Here is a 24873-nt window from a genome sequence, read left to right as displayed (position 1 = left end):
AAAGGATCTGCGATGATGCTTTCATCCCTTTTTCCGTGATTTTTTCTGAAGAGCCACCCGATGCAATTGACCCGTCACCTTGATGCCAACGCCACCCTGGTTTCGCTGATCGAACCGCTGGCGCTGCGCGATGGTTACAGCCAGACCGGGCTGCCGGGCGTGCAGGTGCTGCGCGCCAGTTGCGACGTCGCCCGTGGCCCGCACATTTATGAACCGAGCCTGATGATCATCGCCCAGGGCAGCAAACTGGCGTATCTGGGGCCGCGCACCATGGAGTACGGCGCCGGGCATTATCTGATCCAGGCGTTGCCGGTGCCGTTCGAGTGCGAAACCTATGCGTTGCCGGACGCGCCGTTGCTCGGCGTGTCGGTGGCGATCGACCGGGTGCTGCTCGGTGAACTGGTTCTGGCCATGGGGCTGGCGCCGGGGCGGCATATTCCGGCGCAGACACCGGAGTCGATGACCTCGGTGGTGCTCGACGATGACATGCGCGGTTGCGTCGAACGCCTGCTGCGCTGTCTGCACGATCCGCTGGAGTGCCAGATTCTCGGACCGGCGCGGGTGCGAGAGTTACTGTTCGTGGCGTTGCGCGGACCTCAGGCTGATGTGCTGCGGGCGCTGGTCGAGCAGCAGGGGCAGTTTGCGCGGGTGGCGGCTTCGATCAGCCATTTGCACTCGCACTACACCGAACCGTTGAACGTCGAGACGCTGGCCAGTTGCGCGAACATGAGCGTTTCAACCTTTCATGAGCATTTCAAACGCAGCACGTTGCTGTCGCCGGTGCAGTATCTGAAGCGTTTACGCTTGTTGAAGGCGCAGACGTTGTTGATCGCCGAGGGGCTAGGAGTGGCGCAGGTGGCGCATCGGGTGGGGTATCAGAGCACGTCGCAGTTCAGTCGCGAGTACAAACGTTATTTCGAGCGCAGCCCGGGGGATGAGCGCGCGGCTTGATTTCGGGCAAATCGCGGGCAACAAAAAGGCCCCCATATAGGGAGCCTTGATGTTCAGCGGATCGACTTACATGTTCGGGTAGGTCGGGCCGCCGGCGCCTTCCGGCGTCACCCAGGTGATGTTCTGCGAAGGGTCCTTGATGTCACAGGTCTTGCAGTGCACGCAGTTCTGGGCGTTGATCTGGAAGCGCTTCTCGCCGTCTTCCTTGGTGATCACTTCATACACGCCGGCCGGGCAGTAGCGCTGCGCCGGCTCGTCATACAGCGGCAGGTTCTTGCTCAGCGGGATGGTCGGGTCGGTCAGTTTCAGGTGGCACGGCTGTTCTTCTTCATGGTTGGTACCGGAGATGAACACCGAGCTCAGCTTGTCGAAGCTGATCTTGCCGTCGGGTTTCGGGTAGTCGATCTTCTTGCAGTCGGCCGCGAGCTTGAGGCAGGCGTAGTCCGGCTTGGTGTCGTGCAGGGTGAACGGCAGTTTGCCGCCGAAGATGTTCTGGTCCAGCCAGTTGAAACCGCCGCCGACGATAGCGCCGAACTTGTGGATCGCCGGGCCGAAGTTGCGGCTGGCGAACAGTTCTTCGTAGAGCCAGCTCTTCTTGAAGGCGTCGACGTAGGTGGTCAGCTCTTCGGTGCCGTCCTTTTCAGCGAACAGCGCGTCGGCCACGGATTCAGCGGCGAGCATGCCGGACTTCATCGCGGTGTGGCTGCCTTTGATCTTGGCGAAGTTCAGGGTGCCGAGGTCGCAACCGATCAGTGCGCCGCCCTTGAACACCATTTTCGGCAGCGAGTTCAGGCCGCCTTTGCAGATTGCGCGAGCGCCGTAGCTGATGCGCTTGCCGCCTTCCAGATACTGCTTGAGCACCGGGTGATGCTTGAGGCGCTGGAATTCGTCGAACGGCGACAGGTAGGTGTTGCTGTAGGACAGATCGACGATCAGACCGACCACCACCTGGTTGTTTTCCAGGTGATAGAGGAAGGAGCCACCGGTGTTCTCGGTGCCCATGATGTCCATCGGCCAACCGGCGGTGTGCACCACCAGGCCTGGCTGGTGTTTGGCTGGGTCGATTTCCCAGATTTCCTTCAAGCCGATGCCGTAGTGCTGGGCGTCGGCGTCGCTGTCGAGGTTGTAGCGCTTGATCAGTTGCTTGCCGATGTGGCCACGGCAGCCTTCGGCGAACAGCGTGTATTTGCCACGCAGTTCCATGCCAGGGGTGTACAGGCCTTCTTTAGGATGGCCTTCGCGGTCGACGCCGAGGTCGCCGGTGATGATCCCGCGTACCACGCCGTTTTCATCGATCAGCGCTTCCTGAGCGGCGAAGCCCGGGTAGATTTCCACGCCCAGGTTTTCGGCCTGCTGGGCGAGCCAGCGGCACAGGTTGCCGAGGGAGATAATGTAGTTGCCTTCGTTGTGCATGGTCTTGGGCACAAAGAAGTCAGGAATTTTCTGCGCGCTTTCGGCGTTTTTCAGCACGAAGATGTCATCGCGGGTGACTGGCGTGTTCAGCGGAGCGCCGAGTTCTTTCCAGTCAGGGAACAGTTCGTTCAGGGCCCGTGGTTCGAATACGGCGCCGGACAGGATGTGTGCGCCGACTTCGGAGCCTTTTTCGACCACGCAGACGCTGATTTCCTTACCGGCTTCGGCGGCCTTCTGCTTCAGACGGCAGGCGGCGGACAGGCCAGCGGGGCCGGCACCGACGATGACCACGTCGAATTCCATGTATTCGCGTTCCACAGGCTATCTCCTACTCAAGGCTCAACAGTTTTTTTCTAATTTGGAGGTTCGGTGTCGTATCCGTTATTGCCTTTACGTTAACGTCAAGGCTAATAATGGGCAAACCACCTTTCTCTCTAGGCGGCGCATTATATCTACACCACTCTTAGCGTCCAATACAAACGTTTGTTTGAATCGGCTCCAGCCCAGAGAAATCAAAGAAGCGCGGCTTATGACAGGGCATTTTGGCGTATTGACCAGAATGGGCGTTCCGGTCAAGATACGGGCGGTTTTGCGCTCGCCGTAGGCTGAATGGTGGTTTCAAGAGCACCTCTAAAGACAGGGCGTAGGCGGTAACCGGTGATGCGCAGCGCAGGTTCGGCGCGCAGTTTACACACCGCGAAGCGGCATGACTCGTCAGTCACGACTGACGAACGGTCATCCCGCTCAGCCGGCGTTTTTAGAGGTGCCCTTGTGCCCGATGAGCATCAACCGCCAGGTTCGCCTAGGCGACTTTCTTTTCACCGGAGAGTAACGAGGAATCCATGAAGGTTCTTGTAGCTGTCAAACGCGTTGTGGATTACAACGTCAAGGTTCGCGTCAAGGCGGACAATTCCGGCGTAGACCTCGCCAACGTCAAGATGTCGATGAACCCGTTCTGCGAAATCGCAGTGGAAGAAGCCGTACGCCTGAAAGAAAAAGGCGTTGCGACTGAAATCGTCGTCGTCTCCATCGGCCCGTCCACCGCTCAGGAACAGCTGCGTACCGCACTGGCTCTGGGTGCCGACCGCGCCATCCTCGTCGAATCCGCTGAAGACCTGACTTCCCTGGCCGTGGCCAAGCTGCTCAAGGCCGTGGTCGACAAGGAACAGCCTCAGCTGGTGATCCTGGGCAAACAGGCCATCGACAGCGACAACAACCAAACCGGCCAGATGCTCGCTGCACTGAGCGGCTACGGTCAGGGCACTTTCGCCTCGAAAGTCGAAGTCTCCGGCGACAGCGTTGCCGTGACCCGCGAAATCGACGGCGGCGCGCAGACCGTTTCCCTGAAACTGCCAGCGATCGTCACCACCGACCTGCGTTTGAACGAGCCGCGCTACGCGTCCCTGCCAAACATCATGAAAGCCAAGAAGAAGCCTCTCGAGACGCTGACTCCGGACGCTTTGGGCGTTTCCACCGCCTCCACCAACAAGACCCTGAAAGTCGAAGCGCCGGCTGCACGCAGCGCGGGTATCAAGGTCAAGTCGGTGGCTGAACTGGTCGAGAAACTGAAAAACGAAGCGAAGGTAATCTGATCATGACTATCTTGGTAATCGCCGAACACGACAACAAGGTGCTGGCTCCGGCCACCCTGAACACCGTGGCTGCCGCTGCCAAAATCGGCGGCGACATCCACGTTCTGGTTGCAGGCCAGGGCGCTGGCGCCGTGGCTGAAGCCGCCGCGAAAATCGCTGGCGTGAGCAAAGTCCTGAACGCTGACAATGCTGCCTACGCGCATCAGCTGCCGGAAAACGTTGCTCCTCTGGTTGCAGAGCTGGGCGCTGGTTACAGCCACATCCTGGCTGCCGCCACTTCCAACGGCAAAAACATCCTGCCGCGCGTTGCCGCCCAGCTGGACGTTGACCAGATCTCCGAGATCATCTCGGTAGAAAGCGCTGACACCTTCAAGCGTCCGATCTACGCCGGTAACGCCATCGCTACCGTGCAATCGACCGCTGCGATCAAAGTGATCACCGTGCGTGCCACCGGTTTCGACCCGGTTGCCGCTGAAGGCGGTTCCGCTTCGGTTGAATCCGTTGCTGCTGCTCACAACGCTGGCACTTCCAGCTTCGTCAGCGAAGAACTGGCCAAGTCCGATCGTCCTGAACTGACCGCTGCCAAGATCGTCGTTTCCGGCGGCCGCGGCATGCAGAACGGCGACAACTTCAAACACCTGTACGCTCTGGCCGACAAGCTGGGCGCTGCCGTTGGTGCTTCCCGCGCCGCGGTCGACGCAGGTTTCGTACCGAACGACATGCAGGTCGGTCAGACCGGCAAGATCGTTGCGCCACAGCTGTACATCGCCGTCGGTATCTCCGGCGCGATCCAGCACCTGGCCGGCATGAAAGACTCCAAAGTGATCGTTGCGATCAACAAGGACGAAGAAGCGCCGATCTTCCAGGTGGCCGATTACGGCCTGGTGGCGGATCTGTTCGAAGCCGTACCTGAGTTGGAGAAGCTGGTCTAATCCGGCCGCTTCACTTATAAAGAGCCCGACCTTTTGGTCGGGCTTTTTTTTGTCTCGGATTTGAGTGGGAGCGTTTCGCCATGGATCTGCATCGTCGGTTGGGCTGCTCGTGGTTGCTGGGACTGGCATTGTTGCCGGGCCTGTCGGTGGCGGCGGGCAAGTGCGAGCGGCTGGTCGTCACCGGCAGCCCGGATGCGCCACCGTACCTCTGGCAGGATCCGCAGAACCCCAAACAACTGATCGGTGCCAGCGCCGACCTGTTGCAACAGGTGGCGAAAGAACTGGGGATCAAAGTCGATCTGCTGTACGCCGGCAAGCGTTCCCAGGCCCTCGACGAAGTGCGCAGCGGGCGCATGGACATGTTGGCCGACGCGCCGCTGACCTTCAACGAGCTGGAAAACCTCGACTACATTCACCCGCCGTTGCTGGAAAACGACTATCTAGTTTGGACCCGCAAGGGGTCGACTCTGGTCTACAGCGAAGCGAAGGATCTGCACGGGCATACCGGCGGCTTGTCGGAAAAGTCTCGAATGACCCCGGCATTCGGCACTTTCGCCGAGCAGCAATTGACCCTGACCCGTACGGCAAACCTGACCCAGGCGTTTCAGAAACTTCTGCTGGGCGAGGTGGAATATGTACTCGCCGGTCGCTACTCGGGCATGGCAGCCGCGCAGGCACTGGGCATGGCCAATGATCTGCTGGCCTTTGAACAACCCATCGACCGCCCCGGTCTGTTCCTCGCGGTTTCGCACAACTCGGCCTGCAACGATCCGTGGTTGCGCGGACAGCTGGCCAAAAAGATGACAGAATTGCCCGCGTCCGGCCTGACGGAAGCCGCGCTGCAACGCAACATCGAGCGCTGGAAGGCGCAGCAGCAACAGCCGCCGCAACCACCTGTCAGCGCCCCAAAACAGTAGGGATTCTTAGTGAGTAATCGACTTCTTTTCGCGGCCATGGCCGTTCTGGCCCTGGCCGGTTGCGCCAGCGATCCGGCACCTAACGAACAAATGCGTCTGACCGAGCAGGCCCTTGAGCAAGCCAAAGCCGTGGGCGCCACCGCTGAAGATGTGCCGGAAATGAAACTGGCCGAGGACAAGTTCAACCGGGCCAAAGGCAGCATGGCGGGTGAGTCCTACAAGAATGCGCGGATGCGCTTCGAACAGGCCGAACTCGACGCACGCCTGGCGGAAGCCAAAGTGTTGACCCAGAAGAGCGAAGAGCAAGTGAACGTGCTCAACACCCGCATCGTCCGACTGCGCAAGCAACTGGGGGATGCCCAATGAGCCTGAAGTCCAAAGCCCTCGGCACTCTGATTCTCGCCGGTTGCGCCAGCCTGTACGGCTGCGCCGGTCAGCACAGCGAATCCGCATTGCAGCAGGCCAGCACCGACTTCCAGAAGGTCAAGGAAGATTCCAACGTGCTGCGTATCGCGCCGAAAGACGTGATCCGCGCCGGTGAGTCCCTGGCCCGTGCCGATCGTCTGTCGACGTACTGGGGCAGCGGCTCGGACGTGGTGCACTACGCCTACCTGAGTCAGCGCTACAGCGAAATCGCCCGTGAGCACACCAATCAGGTGCTCAACGAAGAGCGTGTGGCGAAGCTGGAACTTGAACGTCAGCGCCTGCAACTGGCCCTGCGCGAGTCCAAACTGCTGAGCGTGCAACAGCAGGGCAAATGGCTGGAAGAGCAGATCGTTGCGCTGGCCACCACCCAGACCGATCGTGGTTTGGTGATGACCCTCGGTGACGTGCTGTTCGATACCGGTGAAGCCGAGCTGAAAAACTCGGCCAACCGCGTGGTGCTGAAGATCGTGCAGTTCCTGCAACTCAACCCGAAACGCATCGTGCGGATCGAGGGCTACACCGACAGCACCGGCGGCAAGCAGGAAAACCTCAAGCTGTCCCGCGATCGCGCGCAGTCGGTGGCTGACGTGCTGACGGACCTGGGCATCGACGAAAAACGCATTCAGGTCGAAGGCTACGGTGACGAATATCCGGTGGACGCCAACGCTTCCGAGCGTGGGCGTGCGCAGAACCGTCGGGTGGAAATCGTGTTCTCCGACGAAAAAGGCCAGCTCGGCGCCGCCCGCTAAGGGTGGCGTTACTGGAAAGCCCGGGCTGTCAGGCAGCACCGGGCTTTTTTACGTCTGTCGATTACCTCACAAAGCAGTACAGATTTAACCGACACAGCACTGTATGGTTGACTAATATGGCAACTGTCCCAGTACACTTCCAAACTGTTCCGGTATTGTTTCACACAAGAATAAAACGCCCGTGAAATCGAGTGCTGCGTCATGACCAATCTCTTGCTCTACCAACGTATTGCTCAACAGCTGGCCGAAGATATCCGCCGTGGCGTCTATCAACCGGGCGAGCGCGTGCCTTCGGTGCGCAAGATGAGTTCGCAGCTCAACGTCAGCCATGCCACGGTGTTGCAGGCTTACGCCAACCTCGAGGATCAGGGGCTCATCCGCGCGCGGCCGCAGTCCGGTTACTACGTGCACCAGACTCCCGCACTGACGGCGCCCACGCCGGACATTGCCCGGGTCGAACGGCCAGGCCTGGTCACCCGCAGCAGCATCATTCAGCAAGTTTTGGTCGAATCCCGTCGTGAGGGCGTGTTCCCGCTGGGGGCGGCGGTGCCGAGTGTCGATTACTTGCCGGTGCGCGCCCTGCATCAGCAACTGGCCAAGGTCACCCGCTTTCACAGCCCACGGGCATTCAGTTACATGTTCAGCCCGGGTTTCGAGCCGCTGCGCCGCCAAGTGGCGATTCGCATGCGTGATGCAGGCGTGGTCGTCGACCCGTCGGAAGTGGTGATCACCCACGGCTGTGTCGACGCCTTGCAGATGTCGTTGCGGGTGCTGACCCGCCCCGGCGACCTGATCGCCGCCGAATCCCCCACCTATTACGGGTTGCTGCAACTGGCCGATCTGCTGGGCCTGAAGGTCATCGAGATCCCCAGCGACCCCGCCACCGGCATGAGCCTCGAAGCCCTGCAACTGGCGGCCAACCAATGGTCGATCAAGGCGCTGGTTCTGACCACCCGACTGAGCAATCCACTCGGCGGCACCATGCCCGAAGAGCGGCAGAAACAACTGCTGAGACTGGCTTCGGACTTCGATATCCAGATCGTCGAAGACGACATCTATGGCGAGTTGATGTTCGAGCAGGGGCGCACCAAGTCGCTCAAGGCCTACGACCGTCTCGACCGGGTGATCTACTGCTCGAGTTTTTCCAAGACGTTATCGCCTGGTGTACGCATCGGCTGGATGATCGCCGGCAAGTACCAGCAGGAAATCCAGCGCTTGCAGACTTTCAGCACCCATTCAGCGTGCAGCGTCACGCAAATGGCCATCGCGGCGTACCTGGAAAACGGCGGCTATGACCGGCATTTAAGGTACATCCGCCAGGAATACCGAAAAAATCTCAGCGCGTTCCAGTTGGCAGTCCAGCAGTATTTTCCCGAAGGCACGCAGATGACCCGGCCGACCGGCGGATTCATTCTGTGGGTCAGTCTGCCGGGACGGGTCAACACCCAGGAACTGCACGTGCGGGCACTGCAACAGGGCATCAGCATTGCGCCGGGCCTGATCTTCAGCAACACCGAACAGTTCAACCACTGTATCCGGTTGAACTGCGGCATCCCGTGGAATCGCGAGGCGGAACGGGCGCTGATGACCCTCGGCATGTTGGCAACCCAGCTCTGCCAGGAGATGGCCGGCGGGTTTTGAAGCGTTGAGGGCGCTTGTCATGTGACGCCCAACAGGCGAGCATATGGCCCTCTGCCGTTAGCTTCGTTGGGTTCATGAAAGCGAAATTTTCTGCCGTCTGGGTTGTGCTCTGCCTGCTGATGATGGGTTATGTGCCTGGCGCCATGGCGGCCGCGGCTCAGGAAAAGACGCCGGCAGCTGCCACCGCGAAAAAGCCGGTTACGGCCAAGAAAACCGTTCCAGCGAAAAAAGCACCGCAGAAAAAGGCTGCTCCCGCCAAGAAGCGCGCTCCGGTCGCTTCCAAGTCGAAGTCGGCGAAAGAAGTGGCCAAGACGCAATTGCCGTCCGCGAAGCTCGATTTGAGTCTGCCCAAGGACATGGTTCAAGAGTTGAAGCCTCCCGGCTCCGTGACGCTGCCCAAGCGCGAACCGATTCTGCCGCAGATGTTCGGCGACAAGAACAGCGGGTTCCAGCTCAACGGCCGTTTGCTCAGCAATGAAATGCAGCTGCAACTGCGCAACGAAGAGCGCCGGGAAGTCGAAGGCGCGGCACTGGATTTCGAGTTCAAGCAATAAATCGTCCCCGTCGGTGACCCGCAGACCAGACGCTTTGTCGGAGACTGGTCAGTCACTTTCGTTTCTGCGTAAAAACCCCGGTTCAGGGAATTTAAAACAGCCGTTTAAGCGGTTACCCTGTTCCGCGTCCCTTTAACACATTGCCCGCTGCGAGGAACGCGTCGTCATGAAATGCCGTGAAGGCTGTGGCGCCTGCTGCATTGCCCCTTCCATCAGTTCGCCGATTCCAGGCATGCCCGATGGCAAACCTGCCGGTGAACGCTGCGTTCAGTTGTCGGTCGATAACCTGTGCAACATTTTCGGCCGACCGGAACGTCCGGCGGTCTGTTCAGGATTCAAGGCCGATCCCGAAGTCTGCGGCAGCAGCCAGGACGACGCGATCAGACTGCTCGGCTGGTGGGAGCAGATGACGGCGGCGTGATGTGTCAAACGAACGGAACTTCAACAATAAGGAATAAGACTATGGGTTCGCTGCATCGTATCGCTGTTTTGTGTGGTTTGACGGCCGTGCTGGCCACCTCGGCCGCCCAGGCTGAAGACTGGAAAGTCGCCAAGAACGAGGACGGCATCAAGGTCTCCCTGAGCGAAGTGCCGGGTTCGGACTACAAGTCTTATCAGGGCGTGACCGTGATGAAGACCACCATCGCCAAACTGCGCGCCTTGCAGGAAGACGTTTCCGGTGCGTGCGCCTGGATTCACGAGTGCAAGACCCAGAAACTGCTCAAGCACGAAGGCGACCAGAGCTGGACCTACACTCAGTTCAACACGCCATGGCCGGTCACCCCGCGCGATTCGATCCTGCATGTCACCACTGTTGAAGGCGCCGATGGCAGCCTGACCCGTAACCTGGAAGGCGTGCCGAAGTACCTGCCTGAAGAAAAGGGCTTTGTGCGGGTTGCTCAAGTCAAAGGCTTCTGGAAGTTCGTGCCAAAAGGCGATCAGGTTGAAGTGACTTATCAGGTTCACACCGAGCCGGGCGGCAGCGTGCCGTCGATGATCGCCAACAAGTTTGTGGTCGACGCACCGTTCAACACCCTGAAAGCCTTGAAAGAACGCGCCGAGAAGTAACTGTCGCGTTCATCTGTAAACGCCCCGAAGAACTCGGGGCGTTTTGTTTTCCAGGTTTATTGTGTTTCCGGATATGCGTTGAACGAAATTTTCACAAAGTCTCCAAGACAATTCGCCCGCGCTGTCTGCACCTGTCCCGGCGTGCCGTGCCTTGAATGAAAGCGTCCGGCAGCGGGCACTAATCAATGGCAATGCCGCCGGTGATCGTGCAACATTTGCGCTCCGCGCAAGCCCCGGGGCCTGGAATGGCCAACAGAGGGCAGGGCGCAGCTGAATTTTTGCAACTTCAACTTCCAATGGGTCCTAAAACGACATGGCAAACCCGGACGCCCTGAGTCAGCAGCGATCTTCCAGTCGCCTGCTGCAACCGACCGTCAAATCGCATCTGGCCTACACGCTCCTGTGCGCGCTGGTCATGATGGTGATGTTTTCCGTGCTGCGCCTCGCGCTGCTGGTCTACAACCGCGAGATGATCCTCGACACCCCGGCCTCGACCTTCCTCGAAGCCTTCGCCAACGGCCTGCGCTTCGATATTCGCCTGGTGGTGTATCTGTGCATTCCGTTGGTGCTGGCGCTGTTCAGTGCACGGGCCATGGCGGCGCGCGGGTTCTTCCGTCTGTGGCTGACTGTTGCTTCGAGCATCGCGCTGTTCCTCGGCCTGATGGAGATGGACTTCTATCGCGAGTTCCACCAGCGCCTCAACGGCCTGGTGTTCCAGTACGTGAAGGAAGACCCGAAAACCGTGATGAGCATGCTCTGGTACGGTTTCCCGGTGGTGCGTTACCTGCTGGCCTGGGCCGTGGGCACGCTGATCCTGACCCTGGCGTTCAAGGGCGCCGACCGTCTGACCCGTCCGCGTGGCCCGTTCAGCGGTGGCAACGTCGGCACCCGTCAAGTGGCGCCATGGTATGCGCGTCTGGCGGTGTTCGTGGTGTGCCTGCTGATCTGCGTGGTCGCCGCTCGCGGCACCCTGCGCCAAGGCCCGCCGCTGCGCTGGGGTGACGTGTACACCACCGATTCGAACTTCGCCAACCAGCTCGGCCTCAACGGCACGCTGTCGCTGATCGCGGCGGCCAAGGACCGGATGGGCGAGGATCGCGACAACATCTGGAAAGCCACGCTGCCGCAGGATCAGGCACAGAAAGTGGTGCGCGAGATGCTGATGACGTCGGACGACAAACTGGTGGATGCCGATATCGCTGCCGTGCGTCGTGAATACACGCCGCCTGCCGACAAGACCCTGCCGATCAAGAACGTCGTCGTGATCCTGATGGAAAGCATGGCCGGTCACTCGGTGGGCGCACTGGGCGCGCCGGGCAACATCACGCCGTACCTCGACAAGCTGTCGAAGGAAGGCCTGCTGTTCGACCGTTTCTTCTCCAACGGCACCCACACCCACCAGGGCATGTTTGCCACCATGGCGTGCTTCCCGAACCTGCCGGGTTTCGAATACCTGATGCAGACCCCGGAAGGCAGCCACAAGCTGTCCGGCCTGCCGCAGTTGCTCAGCGCTCGTGACTACGACGACGTGTACGTCTACAACGGCGACTTTGCCTGGGACAACCAGTCCGGTTTCTTCAGCAATCAGGGCATGACCAACTTCGTCGGCCGCAACGACTTCGTAAACCCGGTGTTCTCCGATCCGACCTGGGGCGTGTCCGACCAGGACATGTTCGACCGTGGTCTGGTGGAGCTCAAGGCGCGGGAAAACGGCAAGCCGTTCTACGCGCTGCTGCAGACCCTGTCCAACCACACGCCGTACGCCTTGCCGACGCCGTTGCCGGTCGAGCGCGTCACCGACCGTGGCCCGCTCAATGAACACCTGACCGCCATGCGTTATGCGGACTGGGCGCTGGGCCAGTTCTTCGAGAAGGCCCGCAAGGAGCCGTACTTCAAGGAAACCCTGTTCGTCATCGTCGGCGACCACGGTTTCGGCAACGAGCGACAGATCACCGAAATGGACCTTGGCCGTTTCAACGTGCCGATGCTGATGATCGCACCGGGCATCCAGGAAAAATTCGGTACCCGTGACCACACCGTGGGCACCCAGATCGATATCGTGCCGACCATCATGGGTCGCCTCGGTGGCGAAGTGCGCCATCAGTGCTGGGGCCGCGATCTGCTGAACCTGCCGCAGGGTGACACCGGTTTTGGTGTGATCAAGCCGTCGGGCAGCGAGCAGACCACCGCCATCGTCACCGCCGACCAGATCCTGGTGCTGCCGAAAGAGAAGGAAATGGCACCGAAGATCTATCAGTACGAGCTGGGCGCCAACCCGCACGCCGAAGTGGTACCGGATGCACCGCGCACTGCCGAGCTGAAACTCAAGCTCGAAGCGTTCCTGCAAACGGCCACCAAGAGCCTGATCGACAACACCGCTGGTGTGATTAACGGCAAGCCGGACTGATCATTCGGCGCAATAAAAAAGAGGCCCTTGAAGGGCCTCTTTTTTTTGTCGGTCAAACAGTCATATCCGACCGAGTAACAACAGCACCAACAGTACTACCAGCACCACACCGATAATGCCCGAAGGGCCATAACCCCAACTTCTGGAGTGCGGGAAGACCGGCAGACCACCGATCAGCAACAGGATCAGGATAATGATTAGAATTGTGCCCATGTCTATTTCCTTGTTGATAGTGTCTGTGAAGTCTTGGTGTTCAAGGGCGGCTGGAAGTTGAACTAAATCCAGACGGCTTACAGATTCCGACTGGTGCGCACGAAAGAAAATTCAATGTTTTTTTAAGGTATTTGGCTCGCGTGCTTATTTCGTTTGCTGTCGCGGTTTGCCCTCGCCATTCAGCAATCTGATGGAGCGTGGGTCGCTGCGGATCCTTCGCTACACTCCGCGCATCTTCCCCGGAACAACAAGGCTGTCTGCTATGCAAAATCGCATGATGATCACTGGCGCGGGCTCAGGCCTGGGTCGCGAAATCGCGCTGCGCTGGGCGCGTGAAGGCTGGCAACTGGCCTTGTCCGACGTCAGCGAGCCCGGTTTGCAAGAGACCCTCAAACTGGTTCGCGAGGCCGGCGGCGACGGCTTCATCCAGCGCTGCGACGTGCGTGATTACAGCCAGCTCACTGCGTTTGCCCAGGCCTGCGAAGTGAAACTTGGCGGTATCGACATCATCGTCAACAACGCCGGTGTGGCCTCGGGCGGTTTCTTCAGCGAGTTGTCGCTGGAGGACTGGGACTGGCAGATCGCGATCAACCTGATGGGCGTGGTCAAGGGTTGCAAGGCGTTCCTGCCGCTGCTGGAGCAGAGCAAGGGCAAGATCATCAACATCGCCTCGATGGCCGCGCTGATGCAGGGCCCGGCGATGAGCAACTACAACGTGGCCAAGGCTGGAGTGGTGGCGTTGTCGGAAAGCTTGTTGATCGAACTGGCCCAACAGGAAGTCGGGGTTCATGTGGTCTGCCCGTCATTCTTCCAGACCAATCTGCTGGATTCTTTCCGTGGCCCGACGCCGGCGATGAAAGCCCAGGTCGGCAAGTTGCTGGAAAGTTCGCCCATCACCGCCAGCGATATTGCCGATTACATCTACCAGCAAGTCGCAGCCGGCGAATTCATGATCCTGCCCCACGAACAAGGGCGCATGGCCTGGGCACTCAAACAGAAAAACCCGCAGTTGCTGTACAACGAAATGACCGCGATGGCCGAAAAGATGCGCGCCAAGGCCAAACAGAACAACGGCTGAACTTGCCCGGGGTTCGACGCATCGTTAGGGTGGCCGCAACAGTCACCCTGACGAGATGTCTTGCATGCTCAACTACCTGTGGTTCTTCCTCGCCGCGCTGTTCGAAATCGCCGGCTGTTTCGCGTTCTGGATGTGGCTGCGCCAGGGCAAAAGCGCCTTGTGGGTGATCCCGGCGCTGATCAGCCTGACCCTGTTCGCGCTGCTGTTGACGCGCGTCGAAGCGACCTACGCCGGTCGCGCCTACGCCGCTTACGGTGGCATCTACATCATTGCTTCGATTGGCTGGCTGGCGGTGGTCGAGCGCATCCGTCCGTTGGGTTCGGACTGGATCGGTGTGGCGCTGTGTGTGATCGGGGCCAGTGTGATCCTGTTCGGGCCGCGGTTTTCCGCGAGCTGAATCTTGTAGGTCTGAGGGAAATGTCTGAAGGCTTGCGCGCCTTGGCGCGTAGGGAATGACTGAATTGTCCGGCGCGCATTGTAGGGCGGTCGAAACCCGCGCATCTTCAAGGCTCGCAAACCTTGAAGGACACCTCCCATGCTTGTACTCAGCCGTGTTGTCGGTGAACTGATTTCCATCGGCGACAACATCACTCTGCGCGTTCTGGCGGTCAACGGCTCCAGCGTGCGGTTCGGCGTCGAAGCGCCGGAGCAGGTCGGCGTGCATCGCGCCGAGGTCTACGAACGGATCCAGCGCAAACAGGCCAGCGGCAAGGGCCGCTGACCGTTTTCAGTCGAACAGGTGCTTGGGCACGTCGTGCTTGAGCATCAACTGGCATTGTTCGCTTTCCGGATCGAAAACGATGAGCGCCTGGCCTTTGGTCAGCGCCTGGCGAACCCGCAGTACGCGGGTTTCCAGCGGCGTGTCGTCACCGTTGTCGGTACCGTCGCGGGTGACGAAATCCTCGATCAGGCGGGTGAGGGTGTCGACTTCGAGCGCGTCGTAGGGAATCAGCATGGGCACCTCGGCTAAATCAATGTCGGGATGCTACGGCGAATGACCGCCGAGGGCCAGACTCAACTGTCCGCGCGTTGCCCCACAAGGCTGTCCACCGACGGCACACGGGTGTCGCTCTCCATCTGGGTTTCGTGCTCGATCTGATGACTGAAGCGGTCCAGTGACCCGGTGGCCGGTTGCGCATCGCTGGCGAACACCGGCGGACTCAGAATGTACGCCCCCAGCAGACGACTGAGTGCCGCGAGGCTGTCGATGTGCGTGCGTTCGTAGCCGTGGGTTGCGTCGCAGCCGAAGGCGAGCAGGGCGGTGCGGATGTCGTGACCGGCGGTGACCGCCGAGTGGGCATCGCTGAAGTAATAGCGGAACAGGTCGCGGCGCACCGGCAGTTCGTGCTCACCGGCCAGACGCAGCAGGTGTCGCGACAGGTGATAGTCGTACGGCCCGCCGGAATCCTGCATCGCCACGCTCACCGCATGTTCGCTGGAGTGCTGGCCCGGCGCGACCGGGGCGATGTCGATGCCGACGAATTCGCTGACGTCCCACGGCAACGCTGCCGCCGCGCCGCTGCCGGTTTCCTCGGTGATGGTGAACAGCGGATGGCAATCGATCATCAACTCCTGGCCGCTGTCGACGATGGCTTTCAGCGCTGCCAGCAGCGCAGCGACGCCGGCCTTGTCGTCCAGATGGCGGGCGCTGATATGACCGCTTTCGGTGAACTCCGGCAGCGGATCGAAGGCCACCACATCGCCGACGCTGATGCCCAGCGAATCGCAATCGGCACGGGTCGCGCAGTAGGCATCCAGACGCAGCTCGACGTGATCCCAACTGATCGGCATCTCGTCCACGGCCGTGTTGAAGGCATGCCCGGACGCCATCAATGGCAACACGCTGCCGCGAATCACGCCGTTGTCGGTGAACAGGCTGACTCGGCTGCCCTCGGCAAATCGGCTCGACCAGCAACCCACCGGCGCCAGGGTCAGACGTCCGTTGTCTTTCACCGCGCGCACGGCGGCGCCGATGGTGTCCAGGTGCGCCGATACCGCCCGGTCGGGGCTGTTTTTCTTGCCCTTGAGAGTGGCGCGGATGGTGCCGCGACGGGTCATTTCGAAGGGAATACCAAGTTCTTCCAGACGCTCGGCGACGTAGCGCACGATGGTGTCGGTGAACCCGGTAGGGCTGGGAATGGCGAGCATTTCCAGCAGGACTTTCTGCAGGTAGTTCAGATCCGGTTCGGGAAATTGGGTGGTCATGGAAACTCCTGTTGCGGGGCGTCATTCGCGCGTTGAACGCGGGAATGACGCTGAAGAGAGATCAAACGGCCGGCTGACTGTGCGGAAACAACAGATCGACAAACCGCTCGGCCGTCGGTTGCGGCTCATGGTTGGCAAGACCCGCCCGCTCGTTGGCTTCGATGAACACGTACGCCGGTTGATCCGCCGCCGGCACCATCAGGTCGAGGCCGACCATCGGGATCTCCAGCGCCCGAGCCGCGCGCACGGCAGCGTCGGCCAGGGTCGGGTGCAGAATCGCCGTGACGTCTTCCAGCGTGCCGCCGGTGTGCAGGTTCGCCGTGCGCCGCACGAACAGATGCTCCCCGGCCGGCAGGATGCTGCTGTAGTCGTAACCGGCCGCGTGCAGGGTGCGTTGGGTTTCGTGGTCCAGCGGGATTTTGCTTTCGCCGCTGGTAGCCGCTTGCCGTCGCCGGCTCTGGGCTTCGATCAGCGCGCCGATGGAATGATGACCGTCGCCGACCACTTCCGCCGGGCGGCGGATCGCCGCTGCAACTACCTCGAAACCGATCACCAGAATCCGCAGGTCGAAGCCTTCGTGGAAGCTTTCGAGTAGCACGCGAGTGTCAAACTGTTTGGCGGCTTCGATGGCTTGCTGCACTTCCTCGATGGTTTGCAGATCCACCGCCACGCCCTGGCCCTGTTCGCCATCCAGCGGTTTGACCACCACGCGCTGGTACTCGTCGAGGAAGGCCAGATTGTCATCCGCGTTCCCCGCCAACTGTTGTGACGGCACATTCAACCCGGCGGCTTTCAGCACGTTATGGGTCAGGCTCTTGTCCTGGCACAGGTTCATGCTGATGGCGCTGGTCAGATCACTCAGCGATTCACGGCAACGCACCCGGCGCCCGCCGTGACTGAGAGTGAATAGCCCGGCGTCGGCGTCATCCACTTGCACGTCGATGCCGCGCCGATGGGCTTCCTCGACGATGATCCGCGCATAAGGGTTGAACTGCGCCTCCGGCCCCGGGCCGAGGAACAGCGGCTGATTGATGCCGTTCTTGCGCTTGATGGCGAACGTCGGCAGGTTGCGAAAGCCGAGTTTGGCGTAGAGGTTTTTCGCCAGCCGGTTATCGTGCAACACCGACAGATCAAGGTAGCTCAGACCGCGACTCATGAAGTGCTCGATCAGATGGCGCACCAGCACTTCGCCGACACCGGGACGCGAGCACTGTGGATCGACCGCCAGGCACCACAGGCTGCTGCCGTTTTCCGGGTCGTTGTAAGCCTTCTGGTGATTGAGGCCCATGACGCTGCCGATCACCGCGCCGCTGTCGTCGTCTTCCGCCAGCCAGTACACCGGGCCGCCCTGATGGTGCGGGGTGAGCAGGGTGGCATCGATCGGCAGCATGCCGCGCGCCTGATACAGCTGGCTGATCGCCTGCCAGTCCGCGTCACTTTGCGCACGGCGAATGCGAAAACCACGAAACACTCGGGTGGCCTGACGATAATCGCTGAACCACAAGCGCAGGGTGTCGGACGGGTCGAGAAACAGTTGAGTCGGTTCCAGGCCGAGAATCTGCTGCGGCGCGGCAACGTACAACGCAATGTCGCGCTCGCCCGTCTGCTCGTTGAGTAGCTCCCGCGCAAGGCTCGCCGGGTCGGGAAAAGTGTGGCCGATCAGCAACCGGCCCCAACCGCAATGCACCGCAATCGGCTCGGCGGCCGGCTCGCTGCCGTCTTCGGCCAGACGCGCCTGCAAGCGTTCGTAGGACGGTGTCTGACCGCGCAGCAGCCGTTGGCTGTAAGCCGTGGCGTGAGGTTTCATCAATCAGATTCCTTGTTCGCTGAGCCACAGATTCAGGGCCGCCAGTTGCCACAGCTTGGAGCCGCGCAACGGGGTCAACTGGCCTTGTGGATCGGTCAGCAGTTTGTCGAGCATGGCGTGGTTGAACAGGCCGCGATCCTGACTCGGATCGAGCAGCAGTTCGCGCACCCAGTTCAGGGTGTCGCCCTGCAAATGCTTGAGACCCGGCACCGGGAAGTAGCCTTTCTTGCGGTCGATCACTTCGCTCGGGATGACCAGTCGCGCGGCTTCTTTCAACACTTGCTTGCCGCCGTCCGGCAGTTTGAATTTGCCGGGAACACGGGCCGACAATTCCACCAGGCGATAGTCGAGAAACGGCGTACGCGCTTCCAGTCCCCAGGCCATGGTCATGTTGTCGACGCGTTTGACCGGGTCGTCCACCAGCATCACCGTGCTGTCCAGACGCAGGGCCTTGTCGACCGCCGCATCGGCGCCGGGCTGTGCGAAATGTTCCTTCACGAAGTCACCGGCGGCGTCATTCGCTGTCAGCCATTTCGGCTGCACCGTGGCGGCGTAATCGTCGTAGCTGCGGTCGAAAAACGCCTCGCGATAAGCCGCATACGGATCGGCCGCGCCGTCGACTTGCGGATACCAGTGATAACCCGCGAACAATTCGTCGGCACCCTGGCCGCTCTGCACCACCTTGCAATGCTTGGCCACTTCGCGGGACAGCAGATAGAAGGCGATGCAGTCGTGGCTGACCATCGGCTCGCTCATGGCGCGGAACGCGGCGGGCAGTTGTTCGATGATTTCTCTTTCGTCGATACGCAGTTGGTGATGCTGGGTGCCGTAATGCTTGGCGATCAGATCTGAATACTGGAACTCGTCACCGCGCTCACCGCCGGCATCCTGGAAACCGATGGAAAAGGTCGACAGGTTCTCCACGCCGACTTCGCGCAGCAGGCCGACGAGCATGCTCGAATCGACGCCACCGGAAAGCAGCACGCCGACATCCACTGCCGCCCGTTGGCGGATCGCCACGGCTTCGCGGGTGCTGTCGAGCACGCGGTCGCGCCAGTCTTCGAGGGTCAGGTTTTTTTCGTCGTCGTGTGGGCCGTAGGGCAGGGTCCACCAGGTTTTCTGCTCGGTGGTACCGTCCGCTTCAACGCGCATCCAGCTCGCGGGTGGCAGCTTTTCGATGCCCGCCAGCAAGGTGCGCGGCGCAGGTACCACGGCGTGGAAATTCAGGTAATGGTTGAGCGCCACCGGATCGAGGATCGGGTTGATGTCACCGCCCTTGAGCAGGGCCGGCAGGGCCGAGGCAAAACGCAGGCGTTGGCCGGTGCGCGACAGGTACAGCGGCTTCACGCCGAGACGGTCGCGGGCGATGAACAGGCGCTGGGCATCGCGCTCCCAGATGGCGAAGGCGAACATACCGTTGAGTTTCGGCAGCAGCGCTTCGCCCCAGGCGTGGTAACCCTTGAGCAGCACTTCGGTGTCGCCGCCGGAGTAGAACGCATAACCGAGCGCTTCGAGTTCGGCGCGCAGTTCCGGAAAGTTGTAGATCGCGCCGTTGAAGGCCAGGGACAGGCCCAGTTGGCTGTCGATCATCGGCTGCGCCGAGCCGTCCGACAGGTCCATGATTTTCAGGCGTCGATGGCCCAGGGCAATCGGCCCCTGGGCATGAAAGCCCCACGCGTCAGGGCCGCGAGGCGCCAGGTGATGGGTGATTCGCTCGATGGCTGCAAGGTCTGCAGGTTGTTGATCAAAACGTAACTCGCCAGCTAATCCGCACATAAGGTCCTTACCGGTTTTTCCGTTGGGGAGGGTGTCGCTGAACCGCGCCGAAATGGCCGGTACTGAGAAACTGACCCGGCCCGGATGCGGGAGTTTTAGAACGATCAGTTATAAGTGCGTTCATCTGACCGGTGGGCCGTTAGCATCCTTATTGATGGTGCGGGTAGTACATAAGTATTCAAAACATGCGGATTGCTGTTTGTTTGCCGGGTCTAACGGGCAGTTATTCGTATTTTTTATTCAACGCCGGGATCGATAGGGTGGAGGGACTCATCAGCAATAAAGGAATATTGCCCATGCCCGCTACACCCGTGTCGGTCACACCGATCTCCCTGACGGAAAAACAGAAACTGAGCTTTTTGCTGGAGGTCACAGGCGATCTGGACACCGCCAAGGCATTGCAGAAAAGCTTTCCCCCTGTACTGCTTAAAACCGATGCCGACACCTTGGCAGCGCTGGACAAGGCGGCGCGCGACCTGAACGCGACTCAGGCGCTGGTCGAGACAGACCTGAGCCGGCTGCAATCGCTCAAGCGCTTTTGCATCACGCAGTTGAACGACGCGCTGACCAAGCGCTGGTCAGCGGTGTTTGATGTCGAGAAAGACCACCTCGAGTTGCCGGGAAGCTATTGCGGTTGTGAGCCGGTGATGCCGCCCGGAGGCGCAGAGAAGGTCATTCCGCCTGCGACGCCGACACTGCTGGAAGCAGCGATGCAGAACTTCACGGACGACGAGGCGCAAGCCGATTACTTTCCCGAAGGCAGCGCCGTGCGGATTGCCAGCAAACCTGATGGCGTCCCCGGTCTGACGCCGACGGCGTTCGCTGCACTCTGCCGGGAGCTGGATCTGGGTCGGCTATACCAGGAGCATTTCCAGCAGGTATTCGGTGTCCGGGAAGTCAATGGCAGTCGGGTCGTCACCGGGCCGATGGTTCGCAACATCTCGAAGATGAAAAGGCAGATGTTGCAACTGGATTTGCATCTGGCACTGATGAAGGAGCACGTTTCCCAGGAGGGTTTCCACACCGTTCAGCGCTTGATCGATGCCGGTGGCGTCGCTGACGCCTACAGCCTTCAGTTCAAGGGCCGGCCGCTGATCATGCAGGGCATCGAAGCGCTCGACAGCTGCCTTTGGGGTGTCGTGGTGTTCTCCGAAAAATCGGTCGAGCTGGACCCCGATCAATGGTGCCTGGTGTACATGCCCGGCGAACCTGGCCAGCCACTCTGCGAGTACACAAGCTTCACGGCATTCATCGCGTACCTGGAATTCAAGCTGGGGATGGCTGATTACAAAAGCTACTTCACCCACTGCATCGGCGAGGTCGACAAGGTCGACTTCTTCAAGACGTTTGCCGACACCGCGAGCCTGGGCCACGTCAAACAGCTGGAAATGCCTGGCCCGCTGTTCGATTTCATGCTCAAGAGTCATGTCGGCAAGCTGCAACTCGATGCCCGTGCGCTTGCGGTGCCGACGGCCGATGTCGATGAAGAGGAGCGCAAGAAGCGTCTGATTCAATACCTGGAAATCGGCATGACAATCGCCAATGTGGCGGGGTTTGTCGTTCCGGTATTGGGGCAACTGATGATGGGCGTAGCGATCGGACAAATGCTCGCGGAGGTGTACGAAGGGATCGAGGACTGGAATCGGGGGGATCGGCAGGAAGCCTTTTCACATTTGCTCAGCGTCGCGGAAAACATTGCCCTGATGGCCGCCGTGGGCGCCGGCATCAAGGTCCTGAAATCCCTGGCAATCAAGACCGTTCAAAAACACCCGGATTTCTTCCAGCCTTTTGCCGCCATCCTCGACCGAAGTGGTCAGTCCCGATTGTGGAAGCCGCAACTGAGTGCCTACGAACAGCCTCTGCCCGCAGAGGTCGGCCCCGAGCCAGACGCTACAGGCTTGTACCGCGTCGACGGAAAGGTCTTTGCCCGCATTGACGATCGAACCTATGCCGTGGCGCAGGATCCGGTTTCCAGGGCCTGGCGCATTCAGCACCCTGTCCGTGCGCAGGCTTATGCGCCGATACTCAAACCCGGTCGGCACGGAGGCTGGCGTCATGCCTCGGAGCCGAGCGAGCAATGGTCCGGGGCTTACACCCTTAAACGCATCGATCCGCAGTTGAAGCGTTTCGAAGACAGTCCTCTGGAGATGATTCGGCGGCTGACCGACACTCGCTTCGATGAGCTGCATCGCCTGAGCGATGACAACCTGTCACTAACGCCGCGTTTGCGAGACACAATCGAACGGTTCGATCTTGAGCGCCGGGTGCGTGACTTTGTTGCTGCCATGGAGCGCGGCGAAGCGACCGATGCCCGTCATGTCCAGGAACAGTTGCAGGCGCTCCCAAAGCTTTCCAACTGGCCGCAGGATCGCTATATCGAGGTCGTTGATGAAAACGGAAAAATCACCGAGACCTTTCCTCCCGGCTCGATTGAAGATGACACCCTGAGCGTCATTGTCAGCGATACCCAACTGGAAAAGGGCGAGTTGCTGCAGACCGTTATCGACGGTCTGTACCCCAGTGAGGTCGAGGCACTGGTCGGCTCGAACGTTATGCCGGCCGATCAAGGGGAGACACTGGCAAAAGTCATCGGGGCGGCCGTCAAGGCGGATCGTCGCTCGACGTTCGACCACCTGTACCGGCGCTATGACCAGACCCTGGACAGTGAAGTGCTCAAGACGAGAGCCGCTTATCCCGATGTGCCGGCGCGTTATGCAAGGGAACTGATCCGTCAGGCGTCGAGTGTCGAGCGTACGCTTCTGCGCACGACCGGACGAGTGCCCATGGGCATTGCACAACGGTTGAGCGAGGCCGAGCGCAGTGTTCGCCTGGATCGGGCGCTGACAGGGTTCTACCTGGCTGAAGTCGCCAATGCCGATACCGAAAAACTGGCCATTGGCTTGTTGCCGCAACTGGGGGGGTGGGATCCACAGCTTTACCTGGAACTGCGGGCGCAATCACTCAAGGGAGATCTGCTTGAGACCCTCGGCAAGAAACCGCTTACGGCCGGGAATTCGCTCACGCTGGTCAGGCTCGACAACGGATACGAGGTGTTCGACAGCCAGACCGGATCACTGGGAAAGACCCTCGGGCCGGACAGCCTGTATCAGGCGATTCTCAAGGGTCTTTCATCTCGCCAGGCCAAGGCGATTGGACTGTCAGTAGCCCAGTCTGAAGACGGCTGGCGTCTGCGAAGCCGGTTACTCGACCTTGCGCTGGACGAGCGCGAGGGATGCAATCGCGTATTGAGTGGCGAACCGTTTGCGCCACCGGCGCCCGAACCCGCGTGCGTGCTTGCCGATCCACCCGGCGAGACCACCCAGCATCCACGACGCTTGTTACGCAAGGTGAAGAAACTCTATCCCTTGTTTTCCGACACCCAGGCCCGGGAGTTTCTTGATCAGTCGGGCAGCGATCACCTGACGCGTGCACTTCGGGTCAGGCAATTGCAGGATGACCTGGAGCGACTGCGCGGAGCACTCGATACCTGGATGGACGATGCGGTTGCCATTCGGGAGCAGGGCGGGGTGCTGAGCGAGGTGCGCGAATGTCGGCATCTTGTGGCGTACGAGATCGAGGACAGTTTTCGCCGCCTGGTCTTCCTGCCCGACGAGTTCTACCGGCCGGCCTATGGCCTGAAGCTCGATGGCATGCGATTCGGAAAATTGCCGATCCTGCCTTTGGGACTGAGCTTCGACCATGTCAGGCACCTGTCTCTGCAAAACATGCATCTGGATAACGATGTCGCCTACTTTCTCAAAGCCTTCAAGAACCTCGAAACCCTGGAGGTGGGTCGCAACAGACTCACTCAGTTGCCGGAGGTGGTGCCGTTGATGCCGAACCTCAGGCGTCTGGGGCTGGGGCAAAACCGCATTCAGCTGACCGAGCACTCCTTGGTGAAACTGTCGCTGATGCGCAATCTGCAAAGTCTGGACCTCAGTGAAAACCCCCTTGGAGCCACGGTGGATGTCAGCGAGATGCTGGAGCTGACTGACCTCAGCGTGCGCAATACCCGCACCACGGAATTGCCTAAGGGTTTGCAGCGCTTGCCATACCTGGATCGGGTCGACCTGCGTGACAACGACATTCGTGATTTGCCGCAATGGCTGTTTGAAACACCGCGGCGCGTCAGTGAAACGATCAATCTGCGCAACAACCCGATTTCCGAATTGAGCAGCACTCATCTGGACAACTATCGCAAGAAAGTCGGGGTGGGTATGGGCTATCTGGAAAACGATATCGCGCGACTTGACGAGCATCAGGCTCGTTCGATCTGGCTGACCGAGACGGGCGGCACTGTGGGTTCCAAACGCTTGCAGATATGGACCGCGATCAACGACGACCCGATGGCCGAAGGGCTGTTCCATTTACTGGCCGAGCTGGGCAATACCGCCGACTCCGAATACGTGCGCGAGGACATGTCCCGGCGGGTCTGGACAGTTCTGGAAGCCACGCAGGCCGATGCCGAACTGCGCGAGCAGATTTTCGATCTGGCGGCCAACCCGATCAACTGCACAGATAACGCAGCGCTGAACTTCAGCCATCTGGAAGTCGCGGTACATGTGCGTAATGTGTTGCGGGTTTCCGGAGGGAGACAGGCATCGGCACCGGCCCTGATGAAGTTTGCCCGAAGCTTGTTCCGGCTTGAGCAAATCGATCTGATTGCGGCAGAGCACGCCCGGAATCAGGGATCATCCGACCCTCTGGAAGTGACACTCGCCTATCGCACGGGGCTCGCGCGGGCGTTCGACCTGCCTGGACAGCCCTCGCACATGCGTTATGGCGAACTCGCTGCTGTGACGGGGGATGAACTGGTAACCGCCATCCATCGAATCCAGACGGCAGAACTGTCCTCCAAATGGCTGGATTTTCTGGTTCGCCAGCCGTTCTGGAGTGACTACCTGAAAAGCCATTTTGCGCAGCAGTTCGAAGACGCTCTTGCACCTCACCTGGAGCAAGTACAGACACTGTTTGAAAAGGCTGACGAGCTCACTTCTGCCGACTACCTGAGTGAAATGGCTCTCTGCACCTTCCGGAAAGAACAGACCGAAAATGCCCTGTTGCAACGCTTGACCCAGCGTATCGCGGAGCAGATCGAGCGGGGCACCTGCATCGTGCCCGGTGACTGACGGTGACTGACGGTG

General features: G+C 60.3%; 21 protein-coding genes. 15 read left to right on the top strand and 6 right to left on the bottom strand.

Annotation, left to right across the window (positions count from 1 at the left end):
• Positions 1-60: 60 nt before the first annotated feature.
• A complete protein-coding gene (locus M5G18_RS02785) occupies positions 61-951 on the top strand; it encodes an AraC family transcriptional regulator (RefSeq protein WP_007950856.1) in 891 nt (296 codons plus the stop codon).
• Between the two features lie 66 nt (positions 952-1017).
• Here the strand turns inward: M5G18_RS02785 and M5G18_RS02780 are convergent, their stop codons facing one another.
• A complete protein-coding gene (locus M5G18_RS02780; RefSeq protein WP_007950858.1) occupies positions 1018-2682 on the bottom strand; it encodes an electron transfer flavoprotein-ubiquinone oxidoreductase in 1665 nt (554 codons plus the stop codon).
• Between the two features lie 524 nt (positions 2683-3206).
• On the opposite strand from M5G18_RS02780, the gene M5G18_RS02775 reads away from it, so the two are divergent.
• The 10 genes from M5G18_RS02775 (at position 3207) to M5G18_RS02730 (ending at position 12650) form a co-directional block, all read left to right on the top strand.
• Positions 3207-3956 carry an electron transfer flavoprotein subunit beta/FixA family protein gene (locus tag M5G18_RS02775; RefSeq protein WP_007950859.1) on the top strand — a complete coding sequence of 250 codons (750 nt, stop codon included), beginning with the start codon at positions 3207-3209 and terminating at the stop codon, positions 3954-3956.
• 2 nt (positions 3957-3958) lie between these two features.
• The gene (locus M5G18_RS02770; RefSeq protein ID WP_085647477.1) at positions 3959-4888 is read left to right on the top strand and encodes an electron transfer flavoprotein subunit alpha/FixB family protein; all 930 of its coding nucleotides are present in this window, start codon (positions 3959-3961) and stop codon (positions 4886-4888) included.
• Between the two features lie 80 nt (positions 4889-4968).
• Positions 4969-5805 (top strand): substrate-binding periplasmic protein, encoded by an 837-nt coding sequence (locus M5G18_RS02765; RefSeq protein WP_085745035.1) that lies wholly within the window; start codon positions 4969-4971, stop codon positions 5803-5805.
• Positions 5806-5814: 9 nt separating this feature from the next.
• Positions 5815-6171: a DUF4398 domain-containing protein gene (locus tag M5G18_RS02760; RefSeq protein WP_170929392.1), complete on the top strand. Its 357-nt coding sequence runs from the start codon at positions 5815-5817 to the stop codon at positions 6169-6171.
• Entirely contained in the window at positions 6168-6980 is an 813-nt protein-coding gene (locus M5G18_RS02755; protein ID WP_007950867.1) for an OmpA family protein, read from the top strand. The genes M5G18_RS02760 and M5G18_RS02755 overlap by 4 nt, the downstream gene beginning before the upstream one ends.
• A 201-nt stretch (positions 6981-7181) precedes the next feature.
• Positions 7182-8621 carry an aminotransferase-like domain-containing protein gene (locus tag M5G18_RS02750; protein WP_007950868.1) on the top strand — a complete coding sequence of 480 codons (1440 nt, stop codon included), beginning with the start codon at positions 7182-7184 and terminating at the stop codon, positions 8619-8621.
• A gap of 74 nt (positions 8622-8695) precedes the next feature.
• Complete coding sequence (locus M5G18_RS02745; RefSeq protein WP_273898534.1) at positions 8696-9175, top strand: translation initiation factor 2; 480 nt, start codon at positions 8696-8698, stop codon at positions 9173-9175.
• Between the two features lie 166 nt (positions 9176-9341).
• On the top strand, positions 9342-9596 hold the full coding sequence (locus M5G18_RS02740) for a YkgJ family cysteine cluster protein (protein ID WP_085745031.1): 255 nt from the start codon (positions 9342-9344) through the stop codon (positions 9594-9596).
• A 41-nt stretch (positions 9597-9637) separates the two neighbouring features.
• Positions 9638-10243 carry an START domain-containing protein gene (locus tag M5G18_RS02735; RefSeq protein ID WP_007950871.1) on the top strand — a complete coding sequence of 202 codons (606 nt, stop codon included), beginning with the start codon at positions 9638-9640 and terminating at the stop codon, positions 10241-10243.
• A 313-nt stretch (positions 10244-10556) separates the two neighbouring features.
• On the top strand, positions 10557-12650 hold the full coding sequence (locus M5G18_RS02730; RefSeq protein ID WP_273898530.1) for an LTA synthase family protein: 2094 nt from the start codon (positions 10557-10559) through the stop codon (positions 12648-12650).
• Between the two features lie 60 nt (positions 12651-12710).
• Here the strand turns inward: M5G18_RS02730 and M5G18_RS02725 are convergent, their stop codons facing one another.
• Positions 12711-12869 (bottom strand): DUF3309 family protein, encoded by a 159-nt coding sequence (locus tag M5G18_RS02725; protein WP_169432680.1) that lies wholly within the window; start codon positions 12867-12869, stop codon positions 12711-12713.
• Between the two features lie 256 nt (positions 12870-13125).
• Between M5G18_RS02725 and M5G18_RS02720 the strand changes: the two genes are divergently transcribed.
• The 3 genes from M5G18_RS02720 (at position 13126) to csrA (ending at position 14662) form a co-directional block, all read left to right on the top strand.
• Positions 13126-13941, top strand: coding sequence for an SDR family oxidoreductase (locus M5G18_RS02720; protein WP_273898529.1), 816 nt, complete (start codon positions 13126-13128; stop codon positions 13939-13941).
• 64 nt (positions 13942-14005) lie between these two features.
• Positions 14006-14338 (top strand): YnfA family protein, encoded by a 333-nt coding sequence (locus M5G18_RS02715; RefSeq protein ID WP_007950874.1) that lies wholly within the window; start codon positions 14006-14008, stop codon positions 14336-14338.
• A 138-nt stretch (positions 14339-14476) separates the two neighbouring features.
• On the top strand, positions 14477-14662 hold the full coding sequence (csrA, locus tag M5G18_RS02710; RefSeq protein ID WP_007950875.1) for a carbon storage regulator CsrA: 186 nt from the start codon (positions 14477-14479) through the stop codon (positions 14660-14662).
• 6 nt (positions 14663-14668) lie between these two features.
• Here the strand turns inward: csrA and M5G18_RS02705 are convergent, their stop codons facing one another.
• From M5G18_RS02705 to M5G18_RS02690, 4 genes are all read right to left on the bottom strand, one after another.
• Complete coding sequence (locus M5G18_RS02705) at positions 14669-14896, bottom strand: YheU family protein (RefSeq protein WP_003192759.1); 228 nt, start codon at positions 14894-14896, stop codon at positions 14669-14671.
• Between the two features lie 59 nt (positions 14897-14955).
• On the bottom strand, positions 14956-16146 hold the full coding sequence (locus M5G18_RS02700) for an osmoprotectant NAGGN system M42 family peptidase (RefSeq protein WP_273898525.1): 1191 nt from the start codon (positions 16144-16146) through the stop codon (positions 14956-14958).
• A gap of 61 nt (positions 16147-16207) precedes the next feature.
• A complete protein-coding gene (gene ngg, locus M5G18_RS02695; protein WP_273898523.1) occupies positions 16208-17953 on the bottom strand; it encodes an N-acetylglutaminylglutamine synthetase in 1746 nt (581 codons plus the stop codon).
• Between the two features lie 3 nt (positions 17954-17956).
• Positions 17957-19729, bottom strand: a complete 1773-nt coding sequence (locus tag M5G18_RS02690) for an N-acetylglutaminylglutamine amidotransferase (RefSeq protein WP_273898521.1) — start codon at positions 19727-19729, stop codon at positions 17957-17959.
• A 296-nt stretch (positions 19730-20025) separates the two neighbouring features.
• Between M5G18_RS02690 and M5G18_RS02685 the strand changes: the two genes are divergently transcribed.
• Positions 20026-24858 carry an NEL-type E3 ubiquitin ligase domain-containing protein gene (locus M5G18_RS02685; RefSeq protein ID WP_273898520.1) on the top strand — a complete coding sequence of 1611 codons (4833 nt, stop codon included), beginning with the start codon at positions 20026-20028 and terminating at the stop codon, positions 24856-24858.
• Positions 24859-24873: the final 15 nt, after the last annotated feature.

Source organism: Pseudomonas aphyarum (assembly GCF_028657055.1).
Classification (GTDB): Bacteria; Pseudomonadota; Gammaproteobacteria; order Pseudomonadales; family Pseudomonadaceae; genus Aquipseudomonas; species Aquipseudomonas aphyarum.
The sequence above is the reverse complement of the archived record's forward strand: the minus strand, read 5'-3'. Positions and strand labels throughout refer to the sequence as shown.

Excerpts from the sequence above, each read along its gene's own strand:
- M5G18_RS02715 (WP_007950874.1), top strand. The coding sequence starts at position 14,006 with ATGCTCAACTACCTGTGGTTCTTCCTCGCCGCGCTGTTCGAAATCGCC.
- M5G18_RS02765 (WP_085745035.1), top strand. The coding sequence starts at position 4,969 with ATGGATCTGCATCGTCGGTTGGGCTGCTCGTGGTTGCTGGGACTGGCA.
- M5G18_RS02690 (WP_273898521.1), bottom strand. The coding sequence starts at position 19,729 with ATGTGCGGATTAGCTGGCGAGTTACGTTTTGATCAACAACCTGCAGAC.
- M5G18_RS02740 (WP_085745031.1), top strand. The coding sequence starts at position 9,342 with ATGAAATGCCGTGAAGGCTGTGGCGCCTGCTGCATTGCCCCTTCCATC.
- csrA (WP_007950875.1), top strand. The coding sequence starts at position 14,477 with ATGCTTGTACTCAGCCGTGTTGTCGGTGAACTGATTTCCATCGGCGAC.
- M5G18_RS02720 (WP_273898529.1), top strand. The coding sequence starts at position 13,126 with ATGCAAAATCGCATGATGATCACTGGCGCGGGCTCAGGCCTGGGTCGC.
- M5G18_RS02750 (WP_007950868.1), top strand. The coding sequence starts at position 7,182 with ATGACCAATCTCTTGCTCTACCAACGTATTGCTCAACAGCTGGCCGAA.
- M5G18_RS02785 (WP_007950856.1), top strand. The coding sequence starts at position 61 with ATGCAATTGACCCGTCACCTTGATGCCAACGCCACCCTGGTTTCGCTG.
- M5G18_RS02730 (WP_273898530.1), top strand. The coding sequence starts at position 10,557 with ATGGCAAACCCGGACGCCCTGAGTCAGCAGCGATCTTCCAGTCGCCTG.
- M5G18_RS02735 (WP_007950871.1), top strand. The coding sequence starts at position 9,638 with ATGGGTTCGCTGCATCGTATCGCTGTTTTGTGTGGTTTGACGGCCGTG.
- M5G18_RS02705 (WP_003192759.1), bottom strand. The coding sequence starts at position 14,896 with ATGCTGATTCCCTACGACGCGCTCGAAGTCGACACCCTCACCCGCCTG.
- M5G18_RS02775 (WP_007950859.1), top strand. The coding sequence starts at position 3,207 with ATGAAGGTTCTTGTAGCTGTCAAACGCGTTGTGGATTACAACGTCAAG.
- M5G18_RS02770 (WP_085647477.1), top strand. The coding sequence starts at position 3,959 with ATGACTATCTTGGTAATCGCCGAACACGACAACAAGGTGCTGGCTCCG.
- M5G18_RS02685 (WP_273898520.1), top strand. The coding sequence starts at position 20,026 with ATGCCCGCTACACCCGTGTCGGTCACACCGATCTCCCTGACGGAAAAA.
- M5G18_RS02700 (WP_273898525.1), bottom strand. The coding sequence starts at position 16,146 with ATGACCACCCAATTTCCCGAACCGGATCTGAACTACCTGCAGAAAGTC.
- ngg (WP_273898523.1), bottom strand. The coding sequence starts at position 17,953 with ATGAAACCTCACGCCACGGCTTACAGCCAACGGCTGCTGCGCGGTCAG.
- M5G18_RS02755 (WP_007950867.1), top strand. The coding sequence starts at position 6,168 with ATGAGCCTGAAGTCCAAAGCCCTCGGCACTCTGATTCTCGCCGGTTGC.
- M5G18_RS02745 (WP_273898534.1), top strand. The coding sequence starts at position 8,696 with ATGAAAGCGAAATTTTCTGCCGTCTGGGTTGTGCTCTGCCTGCTGATG.